Origin of the sequence: Paracoccus nototheniae (assembly GCF_004335005.1) — a bacterium.
GTDB classification, from domain to species: domain Bacteria; phylum Pseudomonadota; class Alphaproteobacteria; order Rhodobacterales; family Rhodobacteraceae; genus Paracoccus; species Paracoccus nototheniae.
On the sequence record NZ_RQRT01000067.1, the window covers coordinates 1 to 24,364 of the forward strand.

General features: G+C 64.7%; 33 protein-coding genes and 1 tRNA gene. 6 read left to right on the forward strand and 28 right to left on the reverse strand.

Annotated features, from left to right (window positions below; translation table 11 throughout):
* Positions 1-83 precede the first annotated feature (83 nt).
* A complete protein-coding gene (locus tag EG885_RS18105) occupies positions 84-395 on the forward strand; it encodes an ETC complex I subunit (protein WP_131577353.1) in 312 nt (103 codons plus the stop codon).
* Between the two features lie 25 nt (positions 396-420).
* On the opposite strand, the gene arsJ is transcribed toward EG885_RS18105, so the two are convergent.
* Complete coding sequence (gene arsJ, locus EG885_RS18110) at positions 421-1,671, reverse strand: organoarsenical effux MFS transporter ArsJ (protein ID WP_131577355.1); 1,251 nt, start codon at positions 1,669-1,671, stop codon at positions 421-423.
* Positions 1,668-2,672 (reverse strand): ArsJ-associated glyceraldehyde-3-phosphate dehydrogenase, encoded by a 1,005-nt coding sequence (locus tag EG885_RS18115; RefSeq protein ID WP_131577358.1) that lies wholly within the window; start codon positions 2,670-2,672, stop codon positions 1,668-1,670. The genes arsJ and EG885_RS18115 overlap by 4 nt, the downstream gene beginning before the upstream one ends.
* Positions 2,673-2,983: 311 nt before the next feature.
* On the opposite strand from EG885_RS18115, the gene EG885_RS18120 reads away from it, so the two are divergent.
* Entirely contained in the window at positions 2,984-3,865 is an 882-nt protein-coding gene (locus EG885_RS18120) for a polyprenyl synthetase family protein (protein ID WP_131577361.1), read from the forward strand.
* An 18-nt stretch (positions 3,866-3,883) separates the two neighbouring features.
* On the opposite strand, the gene EG885_RS18125 is transcribed toward EG885_RS18120, so the two are convergent.
* From EG885_RS18125 to fni, 6 genes are read right to left on the reverse strand one after another with little or no spacing between them, the layout of a single operon-like run.
* Positions 3,884-4,795 carry a phytoene/squalene synthase family protein gene (locus EG885_RS18125; RefSeq protein ID WP_131577364.1) on the reverse strand — a complete coding sequence of 304 codons (912 nt, stop codon included), beginning with the start codon at positions 4,793-4,795 and terminating at the stop codon, positions 3,884-3,886.
* Positions 4,792-6,291 carry a phytoene desaturase gene (locus tag EG885_RS18130; protein ID WP_131577367.1) on the reverse strand — a complete coding sequence of 500 codons (1,500 nt, stop codon included), beginning with the start codon at positions 6,289-6,291 and terminating at the stop codon, positions 4,792-4,794. The genes EG885_RS18125 and EG885_RS18130 overlap by 4 nt, the downstream gene beginning before the upstream one ends.
* Positions 6,288-7,448, reverse strand: coding sequence for a lycopene beta-cyclase CrtY (gene crtY, locus EG885_RS18135; protein ID WP_131577371.1), 1,161 nt, complete (start codon positions 7,446-7,448; stop codon positions 6,288-6,290). Before crtY ends, EG885_RS18130 begins: the two co-directional genes overlap by 4 nt.
* 25 nt (positions 7,449-7,473) lie before the next feature.
* Complete coding sequence (locus tag EG885_RS18140; protein ID WP_131577374.1) at positions 7,474-7,962, reverse strand: sterol desaturase family protein; 489 nt, start codon at positions 7,960-7,962, stop codon at positions 7,474-7,476.
* Positions 7,959-8,768 carry a fatty acid desaturase gene (locus EG885_RS18145; protein ID WP_131577377.1) on the reverse strand — a complete coding sequence of 270 codons (810 nt, stop codon included), beginning with the start codon at positions 8,766-8,768 and terminating at the stop codon, positions 7,959-7,961. Before EG885_RS18145 ends, EG885_RS18140 begins: the two co-directional genes overlap by 4 nt.
* A 30-nt stretch (positions 8,769-8,798) precedes the next feature.
* On the reverse strand, positions 8,799-9,881 hold the full coding sequence (fni, locus tag EG885_RS18150) for a type 2 isopentenyl-diphosphate Delta-isomerase (RefSeq protein WP_131577380.1): 1,083 nt from the start codon (positions 9,879-9,881) through the stop codon (positions 8,799-8,801).
* Positions 9,882-10,101: 220 nt separating this feature from the next.
* Here fni and EG885_RS18155 point away from each other — a divergent pair.
* Positions 10,102-10,191, forward strand: a tRNA-Ser gene (locus EG885_RS18155).
* 115 nt (positions 10,192-10,306) lie between these two features.
* Here the strand turns inward: EG885_RS18155 and EG885_RS18160 are convergent.
* Genes EG885_RS18160 through EG885_RS18170 form a run of 3 tightly spaced genes read right to left on the reverse strand, consistent with a single transcriptional unit; the run spans position 10,307 to position 11,015 of the window.
* Complete coding sequence (locus EG885_RS18160) at positions 10,307-10,507, reverse strand: hypothetical protein (RefSeq protein ID WP_131577383.1); 201 nt, start codon at positions 10,505-10,507, stop codon at positions 10,307-10,309.
* Entirely contained in the window at positions 10,504-10,779 is a 276-nt protein-coding gene (locus EG885_RS18165; protein ID WP_131577385.1) for a hypothetical protein, read from the reverse strand. Before EG885_RS18165 ends, EG885_RS18160 begins: the two co-directional genes overlap by 4 nt.
* Positions 10,776-11,015: a hypothetical protein gene (locus EG885_RS18170; RefSeq protein ID WP_131577387.1), complete on the reverse strand. Its 240-nt coding sequence runs from the start codon at positions 11,013-11,015 to the stop codon at positions 10,776-10,778. Before EG885_RS18170 ends, EG885_RS18165 begins: the two co-directional genes overlap by 4 nt.
* Positions 11,016-11,335: 320 nt before the next feature.
* Between EG885_RS18170 and EG885_RS18180 the strand changes: the two genes are divergently transcribed.
* Positions 11,336-11,872, forward strand: coding sequence for a hypothetical protein (locus EG885_RS18180; protein WP_131577391.1), 537 nt, complete (start codon positions 11,336-11,338; stop codon positions 11,870-11,872).
* Between the two features lie 134 nt (positions 11,873-12,006).
* Positions 12,007-12,201, forward strand: a complete 195-nt coding sequence (locus EG885_RS18185) for a hypothetical protein (protein WP_131577392.1) — start codon at positions 12,007-12,009, stop codon at positions 12,199-12,201.
* A 13-nt stretch (positions 12,202-12,214) separates the two neighbouring features.
* Here EG885_RS18185 and EG885_RS18190 read toward each other — a convergent pair whose 3' ends face one another.
* The 16 genes from EG885_RS18190 to EG885_RS18270 all read right to left on the reverse strand — a co-directional run bounded on the left by EG885_RS18190 (position 12,215) and on the right by EG885_RS18270 (position 23,624).
* Positions 12,215-12,583: a phage tail assembly chaperone gene (locus tag EG885_RS18190; protein WP_131577394.1), complete on the reverse strand. Its 369-nt coding sequence runs from the start codon at positions 12,581-12,583 to the stop codon at positions 12,215-12,217.
* Positions 12,583-14,835: a tape measure protein gene (locus EG885_RS18195; RefSeq protein WP_131577396.1), complete on the reverse strand. Its 2,253-nt coding sequence runs from the start codon at positions 14,833-14,835 to the stop codon at positions 12,583-12,585. The genes EG885_RS18190 and EG885_RS18195 overlap by 1 nt, the downstream gene beginning before the upstream one ends.
* 10 nt (positions 14,836-14,845) lie before the next feature.
* Positions 14,846-16,507 carry a terminase large subunit gene (locus tag EG885_RS18200; protein WP_131577398.1) on the reverse strand — a complete coding sequence of 554 codons (1,662 nt, stop codon included), beginning with the start codon at positions 16,505-16,507 and terminating at the stop codon, positions 14,846-14,848.
* Entirely contained in the window at positions 16,507-16,893 is a 387-nt protein-coding gene (locus tag EG885_RS18205) for a phage terminase small subunit P27 family (RefSeq protein ID WP_131577400.1), read from the reverse strand. The genes EG885_RS18200 and EG885_RS18205 overlap by 1 nt, the downstream gene beginning before the upstream one ends.
* Entirely contained in the window at positions 16,890-17,207 is a 318-nt protein-coding gene (locus EG885_RS18210) for a phage head closure protein (RefSeq protein ID WP_131577402.1), read from the reverse strand. Before EG885_RS18210 ends, EG885_RS18205 begins: the two co-directional genes overlap by 4 nt.
* Positions 17,204-17,614: a DUF3168 domain-containing protein gene (locus tag EG885_RS18215; RefSeq protein WP_131577404.1), complete on the reverse strand. Its 411-nt coding sequence runs from the start codon at positions 17,612-17,614 to the stop codon at positions 17,204-17,206. The genes EG885_RS18210 and EG885_RS18215 overlap by 4 nt, the downstream gene beginning before the upstream one ends.
* On the reverse strand, positions 17,614-18,024 hold the full coding sequence (locus tag EG885_RS18220) for an HK97-gp10 family putative phage morphogenesis protein (protein ID WP_131577406.1): 411 nt from the start codon (positions 18,022-18,024) through the stop codon (positions 17,614-17,616). The genes EG885_RS18215 and EG885_RS18220 overlap by 1 nt, the downstream gene beginning before the upstream one ends.
* The gene (locus EG885_RS18225) at positions 18,024-18,335 is read right to left on the reverse strand and encodes a head-tail connector protein (protein WP_131577408.1); all 312 of its coding nucleotides are present in this window, start codon (positions 18,333-18,335) and stop codon (positions 18,024-18,026) included. The genes EG885_RS18220 and EG885_RS18225 overlap by 1 nt, the downstream gene beginning before the upstream one ends.
* A 3-nt stretch (positions 18,336-18,338) precedes the next feature.
* The gene (locus EG885_RS18230) at positions 18,339-18,785 is read right to left on the reverse strand and encodes a hypothetical protein (protein ID WP_131577410.1); all 447 of its coding nucleotides are present in this window, start codon (positions 18,783-18,785) and stop codon (positions 18,339-18,341) included.
* Complete coding sequence (locus EG885_RS18235) at positions 18,785-19,261, reverse strand: hypothetical protein (protein WP_131577412.1); 477 nt, start codon at positions 19,259-19,261, stop codon at positions 18,785-18,787. Before EG885_RS18235 ends, EG885_RS18230 begins: the two co-directional genes overlap by 1 nt.
* A 355-nt stretch (positions 19,262-19,616) precedes the next feature.
* On the reverse strand, positions 19,617-19,997 hold the full coding sequence (locus tag EG885_RS18245; protein WP_131577416.1) for a hypothetical protein: 381 nt from the start codon (positions 19,995-19,997) through the stop codon (positions 19,617-19,619).
* 12 nt (positions 19,998-20,009) lie between these two features.
* Positions 20,010-21,533, reverse strand: a complete 1,524-nt coding sequence (locus tag EG885_RS18250) for a phage major capsid protein (protein ID WP_131577418.1) — start codon at positions 21,531-21,533, stop codon at positions 20,010-20,012.
* Positions 21,530-21,922 carry a hypothetical protein gene (locus EG885_RS18255; RefSeq protein WP_131577420.1) on the reverse strand — a complete coding sequence of 131 codons (393 nt, stop codon included), beginning with the start codon at positions 21,920-21,922 and terminating at the stop codon, positions 21,530-21,532. The genes EG885_RS18250 and EG885_RS18255 overlap by 4 nt, the downstream gene beginning before the upstream one ends.
* Positions 21,909-22,154 (reverse strand): hypothetical protein, encoded by a 246-nt coding sequence (locus tag EG885_RS18260; RefSeq protein ID WP_131577422.1) that lies wholly within the window; start codon positions 22,152-22,154, stop codon positions 21,909-21,911. Before EG885_RS18260 ends, EG885_RS18255 begins: the two co-directional genes overlap by 14 nt.
* Positions 22,144-23,328, reverse strand: coding sequence for a phage portal protein (locus EG885_RS18265; protein ID WP_131577424.1), 1,185 nt, complete (start codon positions 23,326-23,328; stop codon positions 22,144-22,146). Before EG885_RS18265 ends, EG885_RS18260 begins: the two co-directional genes overlap by 11 nt.
* 62 nt (positions 23,329-23,390) lie before the next feature.
* On the reverse strand, positions 23,391-23,624 hold the full coding sequence (locus tag EG885_RS18270; protein ID WP_131577426.1) for a MerR family transcriptional regulator: 234 nt from the start codon (positions 23,622-23,624) through the stop codon (positions 23,391-23,393).
* A gap of 155 nt (positions 23,625-23,779) precedes the next feature.
* Here EG885_RS18270 and EG885_RS18275 point away from each other — a divergent pair, with 155 nt between their 5' ends.
* Positions 23,780-23,992, forward strand: a complete 213-nt coding sequence (locus tag EG885_RS18275) for a hypothetical protein (protein WP_131577428.1) — start codon at positions 23,780-23,782, stop codon at positions 23,990-23,992.
* Positions 23,993-23,996: 4 nt separating this feature from the next.
* On the opposite strand, the gene EG885_RS18280 is transcribed toward EG885_RS18275, so the two are convergent.
* Entirely contained in the window at positions 23,997-24,296 is a 300-nt protein-coding gene (locus EG885_RS18280; RefSeq protein WP_131577430.1) for a hypothetical protein, read from the reverse strand.
* Positions 24,297-24,364: the final 68 nt, after the last annotated feature.

The following is a 24,364-nucleotide window of genomic DNA, read 5'->3' on the forward strand; positions in this document are numbered from 1 at the left end:
GGGGGGGGCGCGATGTTCCGGGGGGCTTGATCCGGGGGGCGGATTTGGCGATATACCGGAGAGGACACGCCAAAGGACATCCCATGATCGTGCGCATCTATCAGCCTGCCCGGACCGCGATGCAGTCCGGCACTGCCAAGACCAAAGGCTGGGTGCTGGAATTCCCGCCTGCGGATGCGCGCGAGGTCGATCCGCTGATGGGCTGGACCAGCAGCGACGACACGCAAAGCCAGGTCCGCCTGCGCTTTGATACCGCCAAGCAGGCCGAGGATTACGCCCGCGAGCGGGGTCTGGAATTCGTGGTGCAGGAACCGCATCGCCGCGCCGCCAATGTCCGCCCGCGCGGCTATGGCGAGAATTTCGCCACCGACCGCCGCGCCCCCTGGACACATTAACACACGGTTCCGTCAGGCGTGACGATCAGGCCGCGCGCATCCGCCGCGCGGCCAGCCAGTTCAGCCCCGCCATCACCCCCGCCGTGGCCAGACACAAGGGCAGCCCGCCCAGCTGATAGCTGAGGCCCGACAGCAGCGTCCCCATCAGCCGACCCGCCGCATTGGCCATGTAATAGAACCCCACATCCATCGTGACCCGATCCGCGCCTGACAGGGCCAGGATCAGATAGGAATGGACAGCCGAGTTCACCGCAAAGACAAAGCCGAACAGCAAAAGCCCCACGATCAGCGTGACTGTCAGCCATGTCGCAGGCCCGCCCGCCCACAGCGCTGCCAGCGCCAGCGCAAAAGGGATCGGCACCAGCCAGCCCGCCCAGGCAATCGCCTTGTCGGTGATCTGCGGCACCGATCTTCCGCGCGCGTCCAGCAGCCGGGGCGCCGCCGCCTGCACCGCGCCATAGGCGATGATCCATGCCGCCATGAAGCTGCCGATGACAAAGAATGCCGCGCGGCGGCTGTCGGGGCTGCCATCCGACAGGACCGATTGGAAATAGATCGGGATGCCCACCACGAACCACACGTCGCGCGCTCCGAACAGGAACATCCGCGCCAGGGACAGCCGGTTCACCGCAGCGTCGCGCGACCAGATCGCGCCGATCTTGCTGGTCTTGCGTCCGGCGGGCAGGCCGGGCGGCAGGAACAGCACCACGGCCAGCAGAATGACCGCCAGCACCACGGCCATCGTCCAGATCGCCGCCTGGAACCCCGCCACGCCAAGCGCCACCGCGCCCAGAAAAAAGCCCAGGCCCTTGACCGCGTTCTTGGACCCGGTCAGCACCGCGACCCACCGGAACAGGGTGCCGTCGCCCTCGGGGGCCAGCACCTTGACGGCGGATTTGGACGACATCTTGGCCAGATCCTTGGCGACCCCGCTGAGGCCCTGCACCGCCATCACGAAGGCGACCGAGGCCGCGACGCTCCAGCCCGGGTCCAGCTGCGCCAGCGCCGCCAGCGCCACGATCTGCAACCCCAGCCCCGCATAAAGCGTCGAGGCCAGCCCAAAGCGCGCCGCGATCCAGCCCGCCGCCAGATTGGTGATCATGCCCGCCAGCTCGTACAGCAGAAACAGCCAGGCCAGTTGCAGGGGCGAGAATCCAAGCCCGTTGAAATGCAGCAGCACCAGCATCCGCAGCGCGCCATCCGACAGCATGAAGGCCCAATAGGCCGCCGTTACCGCCGCATAGGCCCGCAACCCGTTGACCGGCGCCGTGGTCATGCCGCGACCATGCGCACGATATCGGCCAGACGGCAGGCATAGCCCCATTCATTGTCATACCAAGCGTATATCTTGACCTGCGTGCCCCCGGTCACCATCGTCGATCCCGCATCAATGATCGCCGAGCGGCGGTCGTTCAGATAATCCGATGACACCAGCGGTCGCGGCTCGTGTCCCAGAATGCCGGCCAGCGGGCCTTCGGCTGCGACGCGAAGCATGTCGTTCACCTCGGCCACGGTGGTGGGACGCTCGACCTCGAAGACGCAATCGGTCAGCGAGGCGTTCAGCAGCGGCACCCGCACCGCATGGCCGTTCAGGCGGCCCGCCAGTTCCGGGTAGATCAGCGTGATCGCGGTGGCCGACCCGGTCGAGGTCGGGATCAGGTTCGCCAGCGCCGAGCGCGCCCGGCGGCTGTCTTTGGCGGGGCGGTCCGCGATGGTCTGGGTGTTGGTCACGTCATGGATCGTGGTGATCGAGCCGTGGCGGATGCCCAACCCCTCGTGGATGACCTTGACGACCGGGGCCAGACAATTGGTCGTGCAGCTGGCCGCCGTCAGCAGCCGGTGCCGCGCCGGGTCGTATTCGCCATGGTTGATGCCATAGACGATGTTCAGCGCCCCGCCATCCTTGACCGGCGCCGAGACGATCACCCGGTCCACCCCCGCATCGTGATAAGGTTGCAGCTTGGCGGCGGTCTTGAAGACGCCGGTGCAGTCGATGACCAGATCGACGCCCATCGCGGCCAGCGGCAGATCGGCGATCCTGGGATGGGCGGTCAGCGGCACCGCATGGCCGTTCAGGACCAGCGCCCCGTCCCGATGTCCGACCGGCGTCGTCCAGCGGCCATGGATGCTGTCGAACTCCATCCACAAAGCGTGCTGTTCGGGCGTGCCGGTGGGGTCGTTCAACAAGACGATCTGACCGCCCGCGCCGCTGTCGATCAGGTCGCGCAGGACCAGTTTTCCGATCCGGCCAAGTCCATTCAGGGCAATTCTGGTCATCTGCGGGCCTTTCCAAAGGTGGGGCAAGGGATTGCTTCTATAATTCCTGTATCGTGGAAGGGTTATGCCGGGCAAGCGGCAATCCGAAGGCGTCACGGATCCGTCACATCTGTCAGCCTGCCCGACAGGGCGGGACAAAATGCCGCGCGACTGTGCGCCGCTGTCGAAAAGGCTGGCAATCGGCGATGTCCCGATCCACCATAAGAGAGCGTTGGCGGCGGAATTCCGGGGGGGGCTGCACGCCTTGCCGGAACTGCTGTCACGCCCGGCCCGCTTTCCCGCCCGGTCAGAACCCAAACGCGTAGGCACTGATGAGACGAGACGTCGACCCGATCCACCAAGACCTGCTGCACCACCGACTGCTTCAGATTGCCGATGATTTCGGTGCCGTATCCGACCCTTTGGGGGCGGCGATGCGGCATGCGGCCTTGTCCTCGGGCAAGCGGTTCCGGGGGATGCTGCTGCTGCTGGCGGCGGATGCCTCGGGCGGGGTCTGCGACACGATGGTCGATGCCGCCGCCGCGATCGAGATGGTGCATGCGGCCTCGCTGATCTTTGACGACATGCCCTGCATGGACAATGCCAGCCTGCGCCGCGGTCAGCCTGCCACCCATGTCACCCATGGCGAAAGCCGGGCGCTGCTGGCCGGGATCGCCCTGATCACCGAGGCAATGGCCGTGCTGGCCACGGCGCGCGGCACCGACGGGCGCACGCGGGCGCAGCTGGTGCGCATCCTGACGCAGGCGCTTGGGCCGCGCGGCTTGTGCGCGGGGCAGGATCTGGACCTGCATGCCGACAAAAGCGATGCCGGGATCGAACGCGAGCAGGATCTGAAAACCGGCGTCCTGTTCGTCGCGGGGCTGGAGATGCTGGCCGTGGTCAAGGAATTCGATGCCGAGGACAAGGCCCAGATGATCGCCTTTGGCCGCCAGCTGGGCCGGGTGTTCCAATCCTATGACGATCTTCTGGACGTGATCGGCGACCGCGAGACGCTTGGTAAGGATCCGGGCCGCGATGCCGCAGCCCCCGGCCCCAAGCGCGGGCTGCTGGCGGTGGCGGATCTGCAGCAGGTGTCGCGCCATTATCAGGCCAGCCGGGCACAGCTGGACGCCATGCTGCGCAGCAAGCGGCTGCAGGCGCCCGAGATCGCGGCGCTGCTGGAACGCGTGCTGCCTTACGGGGTCAGCGCCTGAGGTGCGGGTGACCGGCGCCTAGCTGCGCGGACGGGTCCATAGCCCCTGCCGACTGGTCGGTTGGCCGGGCAGGCGCGACCGGGCGACATCCCATCCCCCCTGTGCCAGCAGCCCGACCTTGGCGGCCTTGGATGTGCTGATGCGCTGGCGATAGGCGGCGGGACCGCCCGTGCGGATCTTGGTGCCGATGGCGCGATAGATGCGCAGCGCCGCCGCGATCGACCAGGCGCAGCGCGGCGGCAGATCGGGCAGCCCAGCCCGCGCCGAGGCGTAATAGGGCTCTGCCGCATCCAGCAGACGGAGGATGACGCCGTACAGCTCGGGCGAGGGCAGCGGGCCGTCCACCCGCGCGCCCGCCTGATCCAGCCAGTCGCCGGGCAGATAGCTGCGCCCGATGGCGGCATCGTCGATCACGTCGCGAGCAATATTGGTCAGCTGAAAGGCCAGCCCCAGATCGCAGGCGCGGTCCAGCACCGCATCGTCGCGCACCCCCATGACGCGCGCCATCATCACCCCCACGACGCCCGCGACGTGATAGGAATAATCCAGCACGTCGTTCAGGCTGCGATAATCGCGCGCCTCGACATCCATCGCGAACCCCTCGATCAGGTCCATCGGCCAGCGTTGCGGGAAATCATGGCGCCGGGCGACCGCGCGCAGGGCGGCAAAGGGCGGCGTCACCGGCCCGTCGCCCTGCAACGCCGCCAGCGTCATGGCGCGCAGATCGTCCAGCCGCGCCTGCGGGTCCAAGACCGTCTCGGGGCGGCTGCCAAGGGCCTGCCCGTCGATCACGTCATCCGCATGACGGCACCACGCATAGAGCATCACCGTATCGTCGCGGATGCCCGGCGGCATCAGCTTGGCGGCGGTGGCAAAGCTTTGCGAGCCCTTGGCGATGGCATCGTTCGAGGTGGCGACCAGATCGTTCATGCCGTGCCCAGATCCGCCATGATCACCTGCGCGGTGGCCTTGGCCGACCCCACGACGCCGGGAATGCCCGCGCCGGGATGGGTGCCGGCACCGACCAGATAGAAATTGCGGATCGTCTTGTCGCGGTTATGGGGCCGGAACCATGCCGATTGGGTTAGGATCGGCTCGATCGAAAAGGCGCTGCCGTGATGGGCGCCCAGTTCGCTGGCGAAATCGGCGGGGGTGAAGATCCGCTGCGTGGTCAGGTTGGCGCGCAGGTTGGGGATCAGCCGTTCCTCCAGACTGGCCAGAATGCGGTCGGCATAGCGCGGGCCTTCCACCGCCCAATCGATATCGGCGCGGCCCAGATGCGGCACCGGGGCCAGAACGTAATGGGTGGACATGCCCGGCGGGGCCATCTCCGGGTCGGTCGTGCAGGGCGAATGCAGATACAGTGAGAAATCCTCGGCCAGGTTCGGCCCTTTGAAGATCTCGTTCACCAGCTCCTTGTAGCGCGGGCCGAACAGGATGGTGTGATGGGCCAGATCTTTTGGCGCCTCGCGCAGCCCGAAATGCAGCACGAACAGCGACATGGACCAACGCTTGCGGTCCAGCGATTTCGCGCGGGACTGGCCGCGCGGCGTGTGGCCCAGCAGGTCGCGGTAATTGTGCATGACGTCGCCATTGCTGGCGACCATGTCGGCATCGACCTTGCGACCGTCGGTCAGGGTGACGCCGGTGGCGCGGTCTGCGGCGACCTCGATCCGGGCGACCTTGGCGTTCAGCATAACCTGACCGCCAAGCCGTTCGAACAGCGCGACCATGCCGTTGATCAGCTGGTTGGTGCCGCCCTTGGCGAACCACACGCCGCCGCGCCGTTCCAGCGCATGGATCAGCGCATAGATCGAACTGGTCGAGAAGGGATTCCCGCCGACCAGCAGCGTATGGTACGAAAACGCCTGCCGCAGGTGGGGATCCTTGATGAAGGTCGAGACCTTGGAATGCACCGACCGGTACGCCTCTAGCCGCATCAGCGCGGGCGCCGCCCGCAGCATCTGGCCCAGTTTCAGGAACGGCACGGTGCCCAGCTTGACATAGCCTTCCTGATAGACCTCTTCGGCGTAATCGCGGAACCGGCGATAGCCTTCCAGATCGTCGGGATTGAACCGGACGATCTGTTCTTCCAGCTTGTCGGCCTCGTTGACGTAATCGAAGACCTTCCCGCCCGGCCACATCAGCCGGTAGAACGGAGAGACCGGCATCAGCGTCACGTCGCGCGCCATGTCCTGACCCGACAAGGCCCACAATTCCTTGAGCGCATCGGGATCGGTGATGACGGTGGGACCGGCGTCGAAGACATGGCCCTGATCGTGCCAGACATAGGCGCGCCCGCCGGGCTTGTCGCGCGCCTCGACCAGCGTGGTGGCGATGCCCGCCGATTGCAGGCGGATGGCCAAAGCCAGCCCGCCGAACCCGGCCCCGATCACGATGGCAGTCTTGGTATCAGGCGCGGTCATGGGGTTTCCTTCAGCAGGGGACGCTCTCGCAGGCAGCGGATGGCCGTGCGCAGCGGAATGGGGGGCTTGCCGGTCACGATGCGCAACCGGTCGAGGGGGGTCAGTCGCCCGGCATAGAACCGTTCGATCAGACCCTCGGGCATGCGGTAAAAGCGTTGCAGCAGGGTATAGCGGCGATCGGGCGCGCAGCCCCGGAACAGCATCCGGTTCAGCAGGCGCAGAAACCGGTCCTGCCGGGCGCGGGCCAGCGCGAAGTCGCGCAGGGCGGTGCGCAGGCGGTCGGTCGTCAGGGGGCCGGGCAGGCGGGCCACCACATCCGCCACCTGCGCGGCATAGGGCAGCGAATATCCGGTGACCGGGTGAAAGAACCCCGCACGCAGGCCCACCGGCACCGCGCCCGTCGCGTGATCGGCCCAGAAGCCCGCCGCATCATGGGCCAGCGCGATGGGCAGGATGCCGCGTTCGCGCCGGACCTCGGCCCCCCGCCAGCCCTTGGCCTGCGCGTAATCATGGGACGCCTGCGCCAACGCCGCATCGTCCAGATCGCCGCCATCGGAATAGCGCGTATCCTCGATCAGGATGCGGGTGGGGGTGAAGGGTAGCAGATAGATGAAGCGGTAACCGTCCTCTTGCGGGATGGTCGCGTCCATGATGACCGGGCGGGGCACGCCGTGCGGGCCCTCCGTCTCGATCTCGATGCCGACGAATTTCTGAAAACCGACCGTCAGATGGGCCGAGGGCTGCGCGCCGCGCCCGTCGATGACGCAAGGCGCGTCGATCCGGGTGCCGTCCTTCAGCGTCGCGCCGCTTTCGTCCAGCATGGCGACATCGCTGTTCCAAAGGATCTCGGCCCCGGCATCGGTCACGGTCCGCATCAGGGCGCCCCCCTCCAGCGAGCCATAGCCTGCGCGCAGCTGCCGTGAATGCTGCGGGAAACGCACCTGCTGGCCGGACCAGTTCGCCCGGCGCAGAGGCGTCAGCCGCGCCAGCCATTCGGGCGTCAGATCGGTGTCATGGCACGACCATGTGTGATCGTCGCCCGGCCCCGCCGCCCGGTCCAGCAGCAGCACCCGCAGATCGGGCCGCGCCGCCCGCAGGGCCAGAGCAATCAGCCCGTTGGCCAGACCTGCCCCGGCCAGCACGACATCATGGCTCATCAGGCGCGATTCCTGCGGGGGCGGATCACGGCTGCCGCTCGGCCTCGGCGCGCAACACGCCCGAGTCTTTCAGATCCTGCTTCAGCTTGTCGACGGGCGGCGCATAGATGAACCCAAAGCTGACGCATTTGTCCCGACCCTCGACCGCGTGATGCAGCCGGTGCGCCTGATACAGCCGCCTGAAATAGCCGCGCCGGGGGATATAGCGGAACGGCCAGCGCTGATGGACCAGCCCGTCATGCAGCACGAAATAGATCAGCCCATAGACGGTCATGCCAAGCGCGATCCACCACAGCACCGGCGCCCAGATCCAGCCGACCATGAACAGGATCGTCGCGATCACCGCAAAGACGACGCCGTAAAGGTCGTTCTTTTCCAAAGCGTGGTCATGTTCCTCGTGATGGGATTTGTGCCAGCCCCAGCCAAGGGGGCCGTGCATGATCCAGCGATGGACGGAATAGGCGGTCAGCTCCATCACCAGAACGGTCGCCACGACGATCAGCAGGTTGGTCATGTGCGGGGGCCTTTCATCGGGATATCGGGCATCGGAGTATCGGGCATCCGGGAACGGGTGCTGGGCAGGCGCCACCACGGCACCGTCGGGTGCAGGTGATGTTCATGATGATAACCGCCAAAGTGAAAGCAGGTCAGCAGCGAGACAGGATCGCTGATCCGCGATGACCGGGCATTGTGGCGGTCGGGGAAATGGTCATGTCCGGGCCGGTGCGGCAGCCATGTTCCAAACACGAAAAGCTGCATGGAGGCCAGAATCGAGGGCAGGGGCCAGAAGACCACATACATCCAGCGATCCCCCAGCAGCAGCGCATAGGTCGTGACGATGACCGGCAGGATCAGCCCCTCGCGCCAGCCGAAATAGGTGCCGATGAACCGCGCATACCAGCGCAGCGGGCCGCCATGGTCGAAATCGGGGTCGTCATCGGTCCCGGCATGGCGGTGATGGGCCATATGCTTGACGATCATCTTGCGCCACGAAAACCCGGCATATAGCCACAGGACCAGCGACCCGATGGCCGCATTGGCGCGTGGGCGCCCCGGTACGACCGCGCCGTGCATGGCGTCATGAGCGATGATGAACAACCCCACCGACAGCCATGTCAGCGCCAGGAAATTCAGCGCCGCGATCACCGGATGGGCGGCGGCGTCCAGAAACCACAGCGCATGGACATGCAGGCCCAGCCAGGCCAGCACGATGCCGCCCGCCAGCAACAGGTTGGTGGCGGTCAGGTTGTCGGTGCGGGGCTTCGTCTGTGGGGCCAGATTGGGGGCCAGCGTCTCTGGTGGCAGGGTCTGTTGGGTCATCTTGCCTTTCCGGGCAGGGGTGGCGTCAGGCTACGCCTGTCCGTCGTCCTTTTCCAGACCCGGCGCTTGCGACCATTGGCCGCCCGGGTGCTGGTCCAGCAGGGGTGCGCGGCGCAGGGCGGCCAGATCGGCCGAGCCGGTGCAGAACATCGCGATGCGCAGCTGGGTGATCACGTCCTGCAGATGCGCGACCAGCGCCCCGGTGCTGTGACGCGCGGCGGGCAGGGCGCGCGCCGCCTGTCCCGCCAGATCGGCGCCAAGCCGGATCGCCCGCGCCACGTCCAGCCCGTGCCGCACCCCGCCCGAGCCGATCAGGCTGTGCCCCGGCCCGATCAGGGGAGCCACGCCCTGAAGCGCCGTCACCGTGGGGATGCCCCAGTCATGAAAGGGCGCCGCCAGCGCCTGCAGCCGGGCGTCGCCCCGCTCTGCCTCGACCCGCGCCCAGCTGGTGCCGCCCGCGCCCGCGACGTCAAGAATGGTGACCCCGGCCTCGATCAGCCGCCGGGCAAGGGGGGCGGACAGCCCGCAGCCGACCTCCTTGACGCCCAGAGGGACGGGCAGGGCGCGTGCGAGCGCTGCGATACGGGGCAGCAGAGCGTGGAAATTGCAGTCGCCGCCCTCCTGGATCGCCTCTTGCAGCGGATTGAGGTGCAGAATCAGCGCATCGGCGCGGATCATGTCCACCGCGCGCTGCGCCTCGGCCAGTCCGAAACCATAGTTCAGCTGCACCGCTCCGATATTGCCCAGAATCGGAATGTCGGGCGCCCGGTCGCGCAGGCTGGCGCCAAGGCCCCCCGCGCCCCCGGCCTCGACCGCGATCCGCTGAGAGCCGACCGACAGCGCCAGCCCCAGTTCGGCGCAAGCCTCGGCGATGTGAATGTTGATCCGTTCGGCCTCGTCCGGGCCGCCGGTCATGGCCGAGACCAGCAGCGGCGCGCCCATCGCCCGCCCCAGAAACCGGGTGCTGCAATCGATCGCCGTCATGTCCAGCTCGGGCAGCGCCTGATGAACGAACCGGATCCGGTCGAAGCCACCGTCCAGCCCATGCTGCGCGCCCCGGCCTTCGGTGACGATCGCCAGATGTTCCGACTTGCGGCGCGAGATTTCTGTCATGCTGTCCTGTCCGTTCCAGATCCGATCATCGCGCAAAACCTCGCCCGGTTCCACCGCAAGAACCAGAGGGACGAAACGCCACAGGGTTCAATGGTCGATGGACCGCCGGGTGATCCATGCGACGTGCATGCCGACCCGGTGCAGGGGTCATGATCCGACCGGGAAAAAACCCCCCGAAAGCCCCTTGTCACCCCCTGGCGATGTCCATATAGGGGTCGGCGGAGATGTGGCCGAGTGGTCGAAGGCACGCCCCTGCTAAGGGCGCAGGCCCGAAAGGGTCTCGAGGGTTCGAATCCCTTCGTCTCCGCCAATACCCACCATAAGCATATGTAAACATTGAGTTTTCCTAAGCGGTGGTGAATTATCCCCCCAAGAATCCCCCCACCTTGACTAAGAAGATGCGGGAACTCTTGGGATGAAAATGGTCACGGGTGCCGGGCTATTTCTCGGTCCAGCGCCCGGCTGATGCCGACCACTGCGTTCCGCAGCTGGTGCATTTCGCCGCGCGCCTCGACCTGCTCCAGCTGACCCACAACGACAGCCAGAGCCGCTGCGAGATATGCGACCTCGCCCATGCGCGTGTCCAACTGGTCCTGCACGTCGATTTCCTGATCTGGGGTTCTCATGCCTCGGCCACCTTCTTGAACGAGCCATGGCCGCCGCTGCGCTGCATCTGGTCTGCCCCATCGATCACGATGTCCATCAGAGCCATGGCGACTTCCAAGGTGTCAGCCGCCGCGTGGTCCCGCTCGCTGTCGTTACAGATCCCGCTGCCATCGTTCTCAAGAGAGAGCCGGGCCGTTAGCATCAGCGCACGGACGGCAAAGGACAGCTGCCCGGCCCAGTCAGCCGGGGCATCGGTCTTGATTAGGTTATCGATTGCGTAATCGTGGCTCATGACCTGCGCCCCGCCGTCTCGAAGGCGTCCAGATCATTCGCCAGCCGATCGGCCCGCTCAATCAGGCTGTCCAGCAGCGCGGGCATGGCGTTGGAGGCGGGGCTGAGGTCGGTCTTGATCAGGTCGTGCAGTTCGTACACGCCTTGGGCGAAGGCGTGAAGCATCGTGGCATCGTGATGCAGATCGCTGATGGTCTTGACCGGCAAGCCGGTGCTGTTATGGCAATTATCAGCCATTGCTCGATCTCCTATAGGATCGGGTTTCGGTTAGGGCCGGGCAGGTGCTGAGAACACTTGCTTGGCCCGATTACTGTGGTATCACTGTTTGCATGACCCAGCAAGAAAAAACTTTGATACCACGGAAAGGAAGGCGGGGCCCAGCGCCGACTGGGCAGGGCACGCCAGTTATGGTGCGCTTGCAGCCTGATGTCCTCGCGTGGCTTGATGCCGAACGATCGAAGCTGGACCCCAAGCCGTCGAGGCCAGAGATGGTCCGTAATTATCTTGAGAAGTGTCGCAGGTTGGAACAATAATTTTTTTCAAAGGGTGAAGCTTAATTGTTCACAGCAAGAAGTTTTTTATTTTCGTCAGGTTTTTGCCTTATGTCATCTGTGGCAGCTGCGGATGAGAAATCAACGCCAGCATCAATTCTCTATGACTCATCAGGCGACTTTGCTGGCAACTATTTGTGTTTAGGATCGGCTAGCGGTGGCGTTCGTTTCGACTCACGCTCTAACAGTTGGGAGGGCGCCACATTTAAAACGGATGAGGATCGCTATATCTTTACAGTTGAAGCTCTGGGCTCCGTAACTAGGCCCGCGTTCTTCACCGGGGCAGAAGAATCAGTTATGCAGTATCATGTTACCGCTTCGAATTTTGATCAGACGAGCCCTGGTAGTTGTAGTTGGAATGGTGAGCAACTGGAGAAAATTTCTCGACAAGGTGATTTTCGATGTAATTCTGCACTTGTGGAATATTCCGTTAATATCTCAACCATGCGCTTCATGGCGACATATCGGCAGGGTTATATTGACGGTCAAGATAATAATTTTAACACCCCGTCGGTTACCATAGGTCAGTGCTCAAAATTTTAAACCGTAGCCGCTCTGCATCATTACATCGATAAGCCTAGCAATCCTCATCACCCCAATGTGTTACTTAACATGATAGACTGCCCTCCAAAAATGACCTAGAGCCTGCCATCTGCAACTCTAAGGAGAGGGCCAAGATGAACGAAGCTGCCACGATCCCGGCACCGTTCCCCTTGGATTTCGACGTGGACGATGATCCCTGCCTGATATGCGGCGCCGAACTTGACGCGGCTTGGCGTTGCCCTTCCTGCGGCGCTGATCACTTCGAGGGCGTCATGTTGCTGATCGGATATGGATCACCCAAGACCAATCAGACTGCGCGTTTGCATTAAGCTCTGATCACCCTCACCCGCCCATCATCGCGTCGAACAGCCCCGCCGATAGAGGCGTGCTGGACACCATCGGCGCAGCGGGCGTGCCCGAGGTCTGCGCGGCCACCCTGCGCGCGGCGTCCTTCATCCAAACCTCGTCCAGCGCCATGACGATCGCGGCGTGATGCGGGGGCAGCGGGCGGCGCATCAGCTGCGACCATGCCGCCAGCGCCTCCCACGTGATCGGGTTCGGGCCGTGCTGATGCCATGAGCGGGCGCGGGACAGGGCCATGAAGGCGTTAAAGATCTCACCACCAGCATCCGGCATCCGGGGCTTCTTGCCCGTCAGTGCCGCCTCCAGCGTGGCGCAGAGGGTCTTCTGAAGTCGGATCTGACTGTTCATCAGAAATGCCGCTTCTGAGTATTGCCGCTCCAGCGGTACGCATTGTCCTCAGCCGTCCGCAGGGTGTCGCGCTGGTGCCGGGACGATATCGCAGATGCCCGCTGATCCACGAACGCGGTCAGGTTGCCGGTTTTCTGATCGACGCCGACCGTCACATGCACAGGCGTGGGCTGTGAGCTGCCACCACCTGACCCCCCCAGCATGTTCCGGGTCTGAGTGGCGTTCCAGATCCGCGCGGCGCCGGTGGCTTCCAGCTCGGGGCCGTTCTCACCCACGATCCGCAGCCCGCCGCCATGCGATCCGCCCATGGCAAACCGGGGCGTCAGCAACCCACCAAGGAACCCACTCGCAGACCCCATGCCGGGCAGGCTCATCAGACCGTTCATCATCTGCGTCTTGGCGATCTCGGCGATCAGCTGCATCACCGCATCCTTGGCAGACATGGACCCGTCGATGATCGAGCCAAACATGTCTTCCAGCGCAGCTTGGCCCCGTTCGGCTTGCTCCTGGACCTGCTGCATCCTCTCTGCCGCGTCCTCGGCGGCCAGCCCGGCGGTCATGTAGCTTTCGGCCAGCTGGTCGATCTCGGCTTCCAGCTCCGGGGTGACCTTCTTGCCCGCCTCCTGGGCGGCGGTCAGCAGCTCGGCCTTCTTCTGTGCAAACTCCAGCGCATCGCCATATTCGATGCCGGATGCGGCCACGGCGGTCAGGATTTGCGCCTCGGCTTCCAGTGCCGCCGTCCGCTCGCGGGTGGCCTCGACCTCCTCGGCATAGTCATCCTTCTTCGGCTTGGCGCTGCGGCCCCCACCGCCACGCTTGGCTCGCCCACCGCCGCCGCCCGTGCCGCCGGTGCCGCCGGGCGGATGATCCGCGATGCTGACCGGCTCGGTGCTGACGGGGATCGGGGGCGCGGTGTATTCCGTAATCGGGGCGCCAGTATCCACGTTGTTGTAGACCACCGATCCATCGGGGCGCAGACCATCGACGTAGCGGGGCATGTTGGCGGCGGCAGCCTGCAGCGCGCTCAGTTCGGCCCGGACCTCGCGTAGCCGGGCAAGGGCCTCGGTGTTGTCAAAGCCCAGGTTGGTGTTGTTCTCGATCTGCGCCTGAAGGGTCTCAACTTCCTTCTCCAGCCCGTTGATCTTGCCTTCGGCTTCCCGAACATCGGGATTGAGCAATTGCCCATCCTCGGCCAGGCCCATCATCTCGATCAGATCCGCGAAGACCTCGGCATCGGCCATCTGCCTGATCCACCCAGCCGCTGCCGCCTCGGCATTGCCAAACGCTTCCGCGATGCGCTGGATCTTTGACACGAAGGCTGCAGCATCGAAGCGGTCCAGCCCATCGGACAGGTCGCCAATCATCTCGGCAAGGTTGGACGATGCGCCCGAGGTCTTGTCAAAATCACCGATCACGGTCACGAGGCTGTTGCCGACCCGCGTCATGGCCTGCCCGATGGTCGATTGCGTGGTCTCGGCCTGTTCGCGCAGTTCCACCGATCCGACCTGGAAGGCGCGGAAGAACGCGGTGCTGGACACCTCGCCCTCGATGACCAGCTTGCGCAGCTCGGCCACCGACCCACCGGCCTCTTTCAGACCACGGGCCACGGCCAGCGCAATTGTCGGGGTGCCTTCAAGGATCGAGTTGAATTCCTCAGCCCGGACCACGCCGCCACCAAGCGCCTGGCTCAGCTGCATCAGCGCGCCGCCCGCCGTGGTCGCGTCGGTCCCTGCCACCTTGAGGGCGACGGCAATGCCATCGGTAAACTCGATCAGATCGTCGCTGGAAACGCCCAGTTCTTTCTGGGTCAGGGACAGCTTGGAATACAGATCGACCAGCGCACTGACCGGCGCCGAATTCCTCTGCGCTGAACTGAACAACTGTTCATAGACGCGGGACAGATCATCGCCCTCAAGTCCGATCACCCGCAGGGCGTTCTGCATCTTGGTGGCGGCGTCAGCGATCTGGGCATAGCGTCGGACGGCTTGCGCGGCGGCGGCAGCGGAAATGCCGATGCCCAATGCCCGGCTGAACGATCCGATCGCGCCGCTGGTCGAGGCCAGTGACCGGTTGATCGAACTGGTCGAGCGGTTCATGTCCGCTTCCATCTGCCGGGTCGCGGACCGGGAATTGCGTTGCAAGCCCTGATAGGACTTGGTGCCCTGCTGTTCGGCCTGCCGCATCCGGCGCTCGAACTCGGTCACCCGGGCCTCCAGCATCACCACCAGGCGTTCGTCGGCTCCTGTGCTCATTGTCGTCTCCTCATGCGATCCACATGTCGTCCGCGAACCATGGTTGATTGGTGGTGAAGCCGCCCTCGTTCGCCGCCGCGCGGGACACGGCCATTGCCGCCGCCACCGCGCCGTCGATCGACAGCCATTTCTTGGGTTTGGTGAACTTCACGACATGGCCGTGATCGTTGCGCTTCACGACCACATTGGCGAAGCAATGCCGCAGGACCGGGTTGCCGCCGTGGAACAGCTCGCCCCCCAGCAAGGCGCGCTCCAGTTCCATCGCGGCGGGCATCATCAGGGACGGCACCTGCCGGAAGTCCACGGCGGGCAACCCGGCCTCAAGGATCTTGGGTTGCACCTGCCGGGCCATGAATGGGTCGAAGGCGATTTCCTGCACGTTCAGATCCTCGCACAGCTCGACGATCTTGCTTTCGATCTCGGCGTAATCGATCACGTTGCCGACCGTGGCCGTGATCAGGCCATCCTCCATCCATTGCTGATAGGGCGCCCCGGACTGCTCAGCGCGCTTGGACACGCCATCCTCGGCATCCCCCATCCCGCTGTCGTCTTTGCTGTCGATGGTGTCCTGCGGGCAGAAGAACCACGCCTTGAGGGCGTAACCCTCGGCAACCCGCCAGCAACCCACGATCGCCGACAGATCGACCGTTGAGGACAGATCGACCGCCAGCCAGCAGGGTTCGTTCTTGAGCGTATCAAGGTCGTATTCTTTCGCGCCCTGGTCATAGATCTCCATGTCCACCAGCGGCTCGGTCGACGCGTCCAGCCAGAGGTTCAGCTTGAGCTGCTTGAAGGACTGCCGGTCACCCACGCTGCGCTTGGATCGGCTGGCATGGCGTCGAAATCCCGCGAGGCTGGGATAGCCGTGCTGCAGGCCGGGGTTCACGCGGTGCCACAGCTCCTCGTCCTGCCAGTCGTCGCGGCGGTCTGCTTCGAACAGGATGGGCAGGATCGAGGCGTCATCGACCGTGCCGCGCGCCACGTTGCGGGCATCCTCGAAGAAATCGAAGGCCAGCGTGTCCTGACCGCGCCCGGCAGTCGAGGCGACGACCAGCAGGCTGTCATCGATCTTTTCAAGGCCGGTCGTCAGAGCCTCCCATAGATCGCGGCCCTTCCAGATATGGATTTCATCGGCCAGCACGAAGGCCGGGGTGCGGCCATGCTGCGGCCCGCCATCGCCAGAGATGACTTCCAGATAGGATGCGTCCCGGCGAAAGATCAGCTTCTTGGGCGCATTGTGCGCGTCGTAAATGCCGACCGCCGACACGATGCGCTTGTCCTCGCGGATGATGCCCACCGCCTCGCGGAAACCGATGCCCGCCTGCTTGCGATCGGCAGCCGCAAAGATGGCCTCCCCGCCCGGCTTGCGTTCGGGGCCGATGGTGTGCAGCAGCGCCAAGGCGGCGGCCAGCGAGGTCTTGCGGTTGCCCCGTGGCAGCATCAGGGCGACGGTGTTGGTGATGCGGGTGCCGTCCGGGTGGCGGGGGCCATAGATGCGGCGCACGATGCGCTCCTGCCATGGGTCCAGCTGGAACGACCGGTTCGGCAGGATGGACTTGGGATGGCGTAGGGTGCGCAGGAAGGTCACCGCCCGTTCGCCATACTGGAACGGATCGGGGATCTCGGACCCGTCATAGATCCATTCGGGGAAGGTCGAGGGGGCCTTGCTCATTATCCCACGTCCAGCGGTGACGGGGTGCGGTCCTGATCGTCTTCATCGCGGATGGCAGGGCGAGACCGGCTCACGGGCGTCAGGCCCATCTCTGCGCCAAGCTGGCGGGCGGTGACCATGGCCTTATCCTGCGCGCGGATCATCGGCAGCATCGCGGTCGCGTCACTCTCTGCTTGGATCAGCGCTTCCATCTGGCGCACCCGCCCGATGCAGATGCAGTAGCTTTCGAGGCCCCCGAGGTCGGCATCGGTTAAGATGCGGCGTTCGACCAGCACGGGCATCACGCGCGCCCATTCCTCGCGAGCCGCGTCTGACAGCCAGCCAGGGGCTTCTGTGGCCTCCAGAGGGGCATCTGCTTCGCGCAGCTGTGGCTTGGTTCCCTTCATCCCTCCAGCCTCGAACAGCGCAGGTCGAGACCCTTGCGGCGCCCGATCGGGGTCACCTGCCGGATATTGTAGGGCTGGCCGTGCCACAGGACGCGATCGGCGTTGCTGATGCCGTCGAGGTGCCGGATGCGGAATACCACGGCCTCCTCGTCGCTGGCGCCGAAGTTGCGCATGAACTCCTCGGTGGTCTGGTCGATCCGCTCGGCCCGAACACTGGCGAAGGGACGCCATGCCGTGGTCGGGGTGCCGTAATCATCCACAATGTCGGTCGGGTGCTCGATCTGGATGGTGTCGGTCAGCCTGCCGGATTTCATGGCCGGTCCTCCGCAATCAGGATCTCCAGCGTCACCACGCCATGGGAATGCTCGCCGTCCGGGTCGCGCAGGTATCGCTGGCTGGCGACCAGCAGATCGGCGCAGTGAAGCCCCGCAGGCAGCGTCAGGCGCCCGGCTTGCATGGCACTACGGATGGCGCTGCCGATGGCCTTGGCGCGGGCCAGTGACGGCTCACGCGCCCAGATATGCAGGGTGTGATAGATGCGGGTGTGCGACCGGCGCTGGCTGGTGCCCTCATCCACGGATTGGCTTTCGCCCAAGATGATCGAAGGCATCGGCGCGGGGCGCTGGTTGGTGTCGAGAATGTTGGCGACAGGGACCAATTGGCTAACTGTCTGATAACTGACCAGCCGGGCGCGCAGGGCCTTCTGAACCTCGGTTTCCATCACCTGGCCTCCCGGATGGCTTTGCCCACGGCGCTCTTGATGCGGTTCAAGGCGCGCTTGCGGCCAAGCCGGAAGCCGGGCCAAAAGAACGGCTGCGCAGCCTGTTTCGTGGTGCCGTATTCCTGCAGGTGCGGATAGCGGACATCGCTGTTGCCCACGGTAATCGCGGCCATGTTCTCGGGCACGGTCGTCGCACCGCCGGGCTGCGAATAGGGCGGCGTCGTGCTGCCGGCGAGCGTGACGGCGACGGAGTTTTTCAGGTCTCCCTCGTCCTCGGGGGCGAGGCTTTCGATGATGTCCGCAATCTCATAGGCGCCTTGGGCAAGGGCAGGCTGCACCGCCTTGCGCGCGGCCACGGGGATTGCCGCCATCCGGCGCTGGAAACTGGACAGGCCGCCATCATCCGCCATCAGAAGCTCCAATCGCGGTTGGCTTCGACGATCTCGGCCACGCCGAACGGCAGCGGGGCGCCGCGCTCTATGACCGCTTCCCGGTTCTCGTACCACCACGCAGCCAGCTGCATGACCGCCTCGCGGAGGTCCGGGGGAACGTCATGGCTCAGTACGAAGCGTTCGATCAGGCCAAAGCCCAGCATCCGCTCGATCAGGCTCTGCGCCGCGTCGATCTTCAGCTGGATCAGCATGTCATCATCCTGCTGATCGCCGGTCAGGGCGAGGTGTTCCTTCATCTCGTCCAGCGTCACGATGGGTTCAACTGGCATGGGTCACCTCTGGAAGCTTTGCGCAGGGTGCAGGTCGGCCTGCATCCGCATCACGTTGTTGGCGGCGTCGAAGACCTCCCCGATGCTCAGCACCAGCGCGTACCATTGCCGATCGGTCACGCCGTCCGGGAGCAGCAGCCGGAAGGGGAAGGCATCCCGGGACCGATAGGCTTTGGACAGCAGGATCTGGCCGGGGTCGGTGTAATCGAGGCCAAGAACGATCTGCATGGTGTTGGGGCTATGAACGCCCTTCACGGCGGCGTAACCGCCATCCGCAGAGCCATCCATGTAATGGGCCTCTTGCAGCTCATACCGTCCGCCAAGGGTGCCGAGGGCTTCCGTCTCGCCAATCTCCACCCATGCATCGGCAGGAACCATCATCGGGCCGCGTGGCGACTCGACGGGTTCGTCCGCAATGAACAGGCGGCTGCCAGCGACGGGGAACAGCATCAGACTTCTGCGGCGATCTTGACGATGTTGCTGTTGATCCAGAGCGTGGCGTTCAGCTTCATGACCGTATTGGCGGTGTCGTATTGCTCTGCCGCGCTGCCGACCTGTGCCACGAACATGCGTTCCGAGGGCGTGCCGCCCGGCAGGGCATCGGCCAGCACCATGCGGAAAGCATAGTCGCCCTTGACCCGTTCGGCGGCAATCAGGGCGATCTGGCCGGGATCGGTCATGTCGAGGCCGCAAACGATCTCCAGCGTGCCCGCGCTGCGGGTGCCTTTGAGGCGCCGGGTCCGGGCCGAGTTGATGCCGTCGAAGGTGACTTCCGCAGAGGTGTCACCGGCAGAGCCGAGGCCCTCGGTTTCATCGATCTCGACCCAGGTCTGGCTGGTGAAGTCGGCCTCCACGAAGTCGGTGGATTTGGCCGCGAGCGGGCCGCCGATATACAGGCGGGTACCTGCGGTTGCGAAGATGGTCATGGCGAGGGTGTCCTATGCTGGCGGCGCTCCAGCCTTTGCTTGGCGCCTGAATGGCAGGGGGTGCAGAGCGACTGCCACCGGGACTTGTCCCAGAAGATGGCCTGATCGCCGCGATGGGGTGTCTTGTGATCGACCAGCGATGCCAGGGCGCCGCAGGCCGCGCAGTAGGGGTGCTGGCGCAGGAACCGGGCGCGGGCCTTGTCCCATTCCCGATTATATCCGCGCTGGCTGCTGTTGGGCCGCGTGCGGTCGAACCGGGCCTTGCGCTCTGACGCGCGCTGGATCTGGCACGGGCATTGGGCACCCGAGGGCACCGTCTTGCCGCATGAACAGATCCGGGGCGCGCTGACAGGCATCAGGGGGCGGGCCGGGTCAGGGGCACGAAGACAGCCGTGGCACCCGAGATGATGCTGGTGCCGCCGGCCTTGGTCAGCGACAGGCGCACGAACCGCTTCCAGCCGCGATAGCCCAGGCGATAGGCGCTGTCGGCGGCCAGCGTGGCCGGGGCGTTGCTGTCGATCTGACCGGCGGCGACTGCCGTCCAGCCCGAGGTGCCGGTGTCGCTTTCCTGCAGGGTCAGGCCATAGTCGCCCGCGCCTGCGATGGCGCCGGTATTGACCAGAAAGGCCACGCCGCCTTTGCCGTTCAGATCGATGGCAGCGCCTTGGGCGGCGGCCGCCTGAACCGCAGGGGCGAGGGCAGGAACGGCGGCAATGTTGGAATAGATATCATGCATGGGTCATGCTCCTCAGCTGACGGACATTTTCAGTTTGCGGAAGCGCGCGGGCTGCAGCACCGCACCGCCGACGCGCCGGGTGGCGTGAATGCGGGTGATGCGTTCGCGGGCGCGGCTGTAGGGATCGACCAGGATCGACATGCTCAGCCGGTCCACGATCCGATAGGCCGAGAAATCGCCGTAGATGATCGGGTTCTGGTTGGCAGCGATGTCTTCCAGATCCACCATCTCGATGACAGGGCGGCCCAGAATGGTCTCGGGCTGGCCTGCCTGCAGCGAGGTCTGCCAGATGTATTGGCCCTGCGTGTCCTTGAGGGTGCGCAGGATGCCAAGCGTGGTGCCGTTCATCGCCCATGCCCCGCGCGAGCGGTAAGCCTGTGGCAGCGAGTACATCAGCCGTATCAGGGCATCGGTGGACAGGTTCGCGGCGTGGCCGTTGGCAACCTCGGGGATGGCGGTGTTGACCATCACACCCTCGGGCATCTTGACGCCGGTGCCCCATAGGAACGCCTCGGCCTCTTTCTTGCCGAAGTCCTCGGCCAGAGCCATGCGCACCTCGGTTTCCGCGATCGGCGCGTCCTGCAGCAGGCGGTTCGACATGTCCACGAACGTTGCCAGCTCATGCACCTGCACCTCGCGCTGACCGAAGGTGATGGTGGATTCGTCGTGCGGCTCCATCTCGCCCACCCATTGGGCGTTGGTGATGTCGCCACGGGTCGGGAAGATCACGCTGTCGGCGTTGGTGTTGCGCACGCTGGCATAGCTGCGGATCGGGCTGTATTCGATCAGGTCGCGGATGATCTCGGTGGACATTTCCGGGGGGGCCAGAAAGCCGCCCTGCGTGTCGCTGGTGACGTTCAGCGCCTTGCGGTCCTCCTCGGCCAACTTGTCGCCGCGATGCAGGTAGGACGCGAAAGCTTTGCGCTCGGCGGTCGGTTCGGCCTTGCTGTCGCCGCCACCCTGATGCCGGTTGGCCTTGGCCTCCAGCTTGTCCAGGCGGGCCGTCAATGCCGTGGTGTCAGCCTTCTGTTCGATGGCGGTCATCTTGGCTTCCAGAGCCGCAATGTCCGGGGCTTGGGTCTCGTCGGTCATGTCATAGTCCTTTGCAGATGTGATGCGCGCGCCGGGGTGTGCACCCACGGCCACCACGCTGATTTCCAGAAGATCGAGGGCAGAGATTGTGCGGCCGCCGCCGCGCCGGGGCGCCGCCTTGGTTGTTTTAAAGCCGATGGACAGGCCCGACAGGGCGCGTTCCCGGATCATCGCCCGGACCTCGCGGGCACGGGGCACGTCCTCGATCAGAAGACGCCCCTTCACATGCAGGCCGTCCGGGTGTTCGGTGATTTCATCCCAAACGCCCACGGTCTCGCGCTGTTCGTGAAACGCCAGCATCGGGATCGGCGGCAGGGACTTGGCGAATGCCCCCATCTCGATCATGTCGCCCACGCGGTCGGGGCTGCCGAAGGGCCATGCGATGCCCTCGATCACCCCCGCATCGTCCACGGTGAAATTGGCTTTGACCTCGATCTTGCTCATGTCAAAGTTCCACGGAATGCTGCGCGGTCGGATGCGAAGGCATCCACCTGCTGTTGCACCCACAGCGCGCTTCTCAGTAGCCGCAGGGCGTTGGCATGGGTGAAGGGGACGGGTTCGTCAGCTTCGAGGATGTGCCAGCCCAGAATGCAGCGGGCGAGGCTGTTGAGGCGGGCGCTTTCACGCGCAGCAGCCGGCACCCGCCCGCTTTCGTCCATGGCTTCGGCCAGCTCGTCGGTCAGCGCCAGCCGGGCGCGGTGCTGGGTCGCGCTGTCCGGGCCTGCGATGCGCAGAGTGATGCCGCAGGGCTTGCCGGTCAGGGGATCGGCCAGCTCGAAGTCGCGGCCACGGTCCTGATCCTGCGCATCGGCCAGAATATCATTCAGCTGCATGGATCGCCTCAATGCTGGTGCCATGATCCACAAAGATCACGGGGATGCCGGGAAAGGTCCGTTCCAGCTGGTCCCGGACGTTCGACGCGGGCCAGTTGGGCGAGAAAGGCGACATGCGCACCACGAAGGCGGCTGGCTTGCCGATCGATTTGGCGGCCTCGTTAAGGATCTGGGGCATCAGATCGATGACGTGTTCAGCGCCGATATTCGCGGTCAGATGGTCATGAGCCATTCGGGGTGTCCTCGGGATTGGGCGCAGCCGGGGCGGCGCTGATGTTGGGGTTCAAGAACTCGTCGCCGCCGGCGCGCGGGGGCAGGCCCAGCCAGCTGCGGCCCTCGTTCGGGTTCAATGTCTGGGAGGCGATCAGCGAATTGATGACCGTGGCACGGGTCGCCAGATCGGCGCGGGTCAGGTCGTCACGGTCGAAGCGGATCACATACCGGCCCCGCTCCTGATCGTTGAACAGGGCACGGTTCAGGGCGCCCTCCAACGCTTTCAGCCACGGTTCCAAGCAGTAGCTCAAGAACTCGCGGCCCTTCTGTTCGCTGTTCGACCAGGTGGCTCGGCTCAGATCGCCCACCATCGGGCTTGGAATGTTGAAGGCCCGCGCGATTTCCTCGATCTGGAACCGGCGATTTTCGAGGAACTGGCTGTCGGTGCTGGTCATCGCCAAGGGGGTGAAGGTCGCGCTGTCGTAAAGGATCGCGGTCTGGCCGCCGCTGTCGTCGCCCTCATGGGTCTGGCGCCACGCGGCGCGGGCCCTTTTCACCGCATCCTCGGCCATGCCTTTCTGGAAGGTCAGCACGCCCGAGGGGCGCCCGCCACGGGTGAACAGCCGGGCCGCATGACGATCCATGGCGACGGCAATGGCGATGGCATCGCGAGCGAGGTTCAGCGGCGAACGGGTCAAAGGCGGCATCAGGTGGATCACGTCGCGGGCCGGGATCGGATCGTTGCCAAGACGATACTTGCGCTCCAGTGTGTCGTTGTCCGCGTCGAAGGTCAGCACGCCCTGGCGATAGCTGATGATCTCGACCGGCTTGCCCTCGACCCGGTTGACCCACGCCATGCCCCCGGCATCGGACACGAGCGCATCGACCATGATCTGGCGGATCAGTTCGAACCCGCTGGTCCATTCGTTGGCATCGCCACGCAGCAGGGACAGGACCGGGTGATCGGTCACCTCGATCTCGGCATTGCCGTCCCGATATTTCACATGCACGTCGAGAGAGGCCACGGCTTCGGAAATAAGCTGGATGGCATTGGCGACCACGGGCACCTTCAGCGCCTCTAGGACGCTGATCGAGATGCCGCTGGCGGTCGGGGTGATGCCAAGGATCGCCTCAAGCGCCGGATCGGGCGAGGCGAGCGATTTGCGGGTGAAAAAAGAGGGCCAAAGGTTCATGGCGCCACGATACAGGGGGCAGCCTCAGTCCGTCAGATAGCAGAACCTAGCAAAACGTTGGTTTATCTGGATTTCATCCACGCCTTGAGCGCATTCCTGGTTGAAAAATAGCGTCCGCCCGGCTTGCTGATCGGCGCATCGGTTTTCTCGTGCCAGCGCCGCACGGTGTCGATGCTGACGCTGGCGACCTGTGCAATTTCGTTGAGGCCCCACAGATTGCGGTCAGGTTCCAGCAGGTCATCCAGACGCCAGCGATCAATCGGCGGGGCGTCATCCAGCGGGTCTTTCTGGGTCATCCGAAAATCTCCAATTCGATCATATCTTGCATGCGCCTCCCCGCGCCGGTCCCCGCTATAGGGGCAAAGTTGACGACCACCCCCTTGACGTTCCGATTTGCAGTTTGTGTAAATGTGCTATTAACGTCGCTCGGCTTATTGCATGAAGGTTCAGCATGTTCATCGAACTCACTAACTCTGATGCTGACCATCCAGTGACGGTCAACGTCGCGCAGATCGTCAACCTGCAGCCGGTGATTGGCACAAGCACGACTGCAATCGATCTCGTTGCTACTGCTGGCAACCTGCATGCAAAGCAGCTTGTAGTGGTCGAGAGCTATGAGACCGTGAAAAGCATGATCCAGAGGGCCGCTATGCCCTTCTTGTAGGGCTCTATTCATCTGCCACCTCACGACCTGTCAGCCCGCTGTAGGCCGCAGCGATGCGCCGTGTCAGCGCCCGCTTCAGCACAGGATCGAGGATAGCCACTGATGCCTTGTGGCCCTGTGATGTCTTGCCGATCGGTCCACCTGCGCGCACCACGCCCACGCTGTTCTCGATCAGCACACAGCCCTCGATGATCAGGCCGATGATCTGCAGCTCGAATGATGCCAGCAGACGGGCACCACGTTCGTTTGGCCCGCCGTCAATGATCTTGAGCTTGGCGATGGTGAAGTCGGGAATGGGGGTCATGATCTGATCCTTTCTTTGGATGTGCGGCCCTCCAAGGGGCCGCTTCATCCCCTAGGGGGTATGGGGGG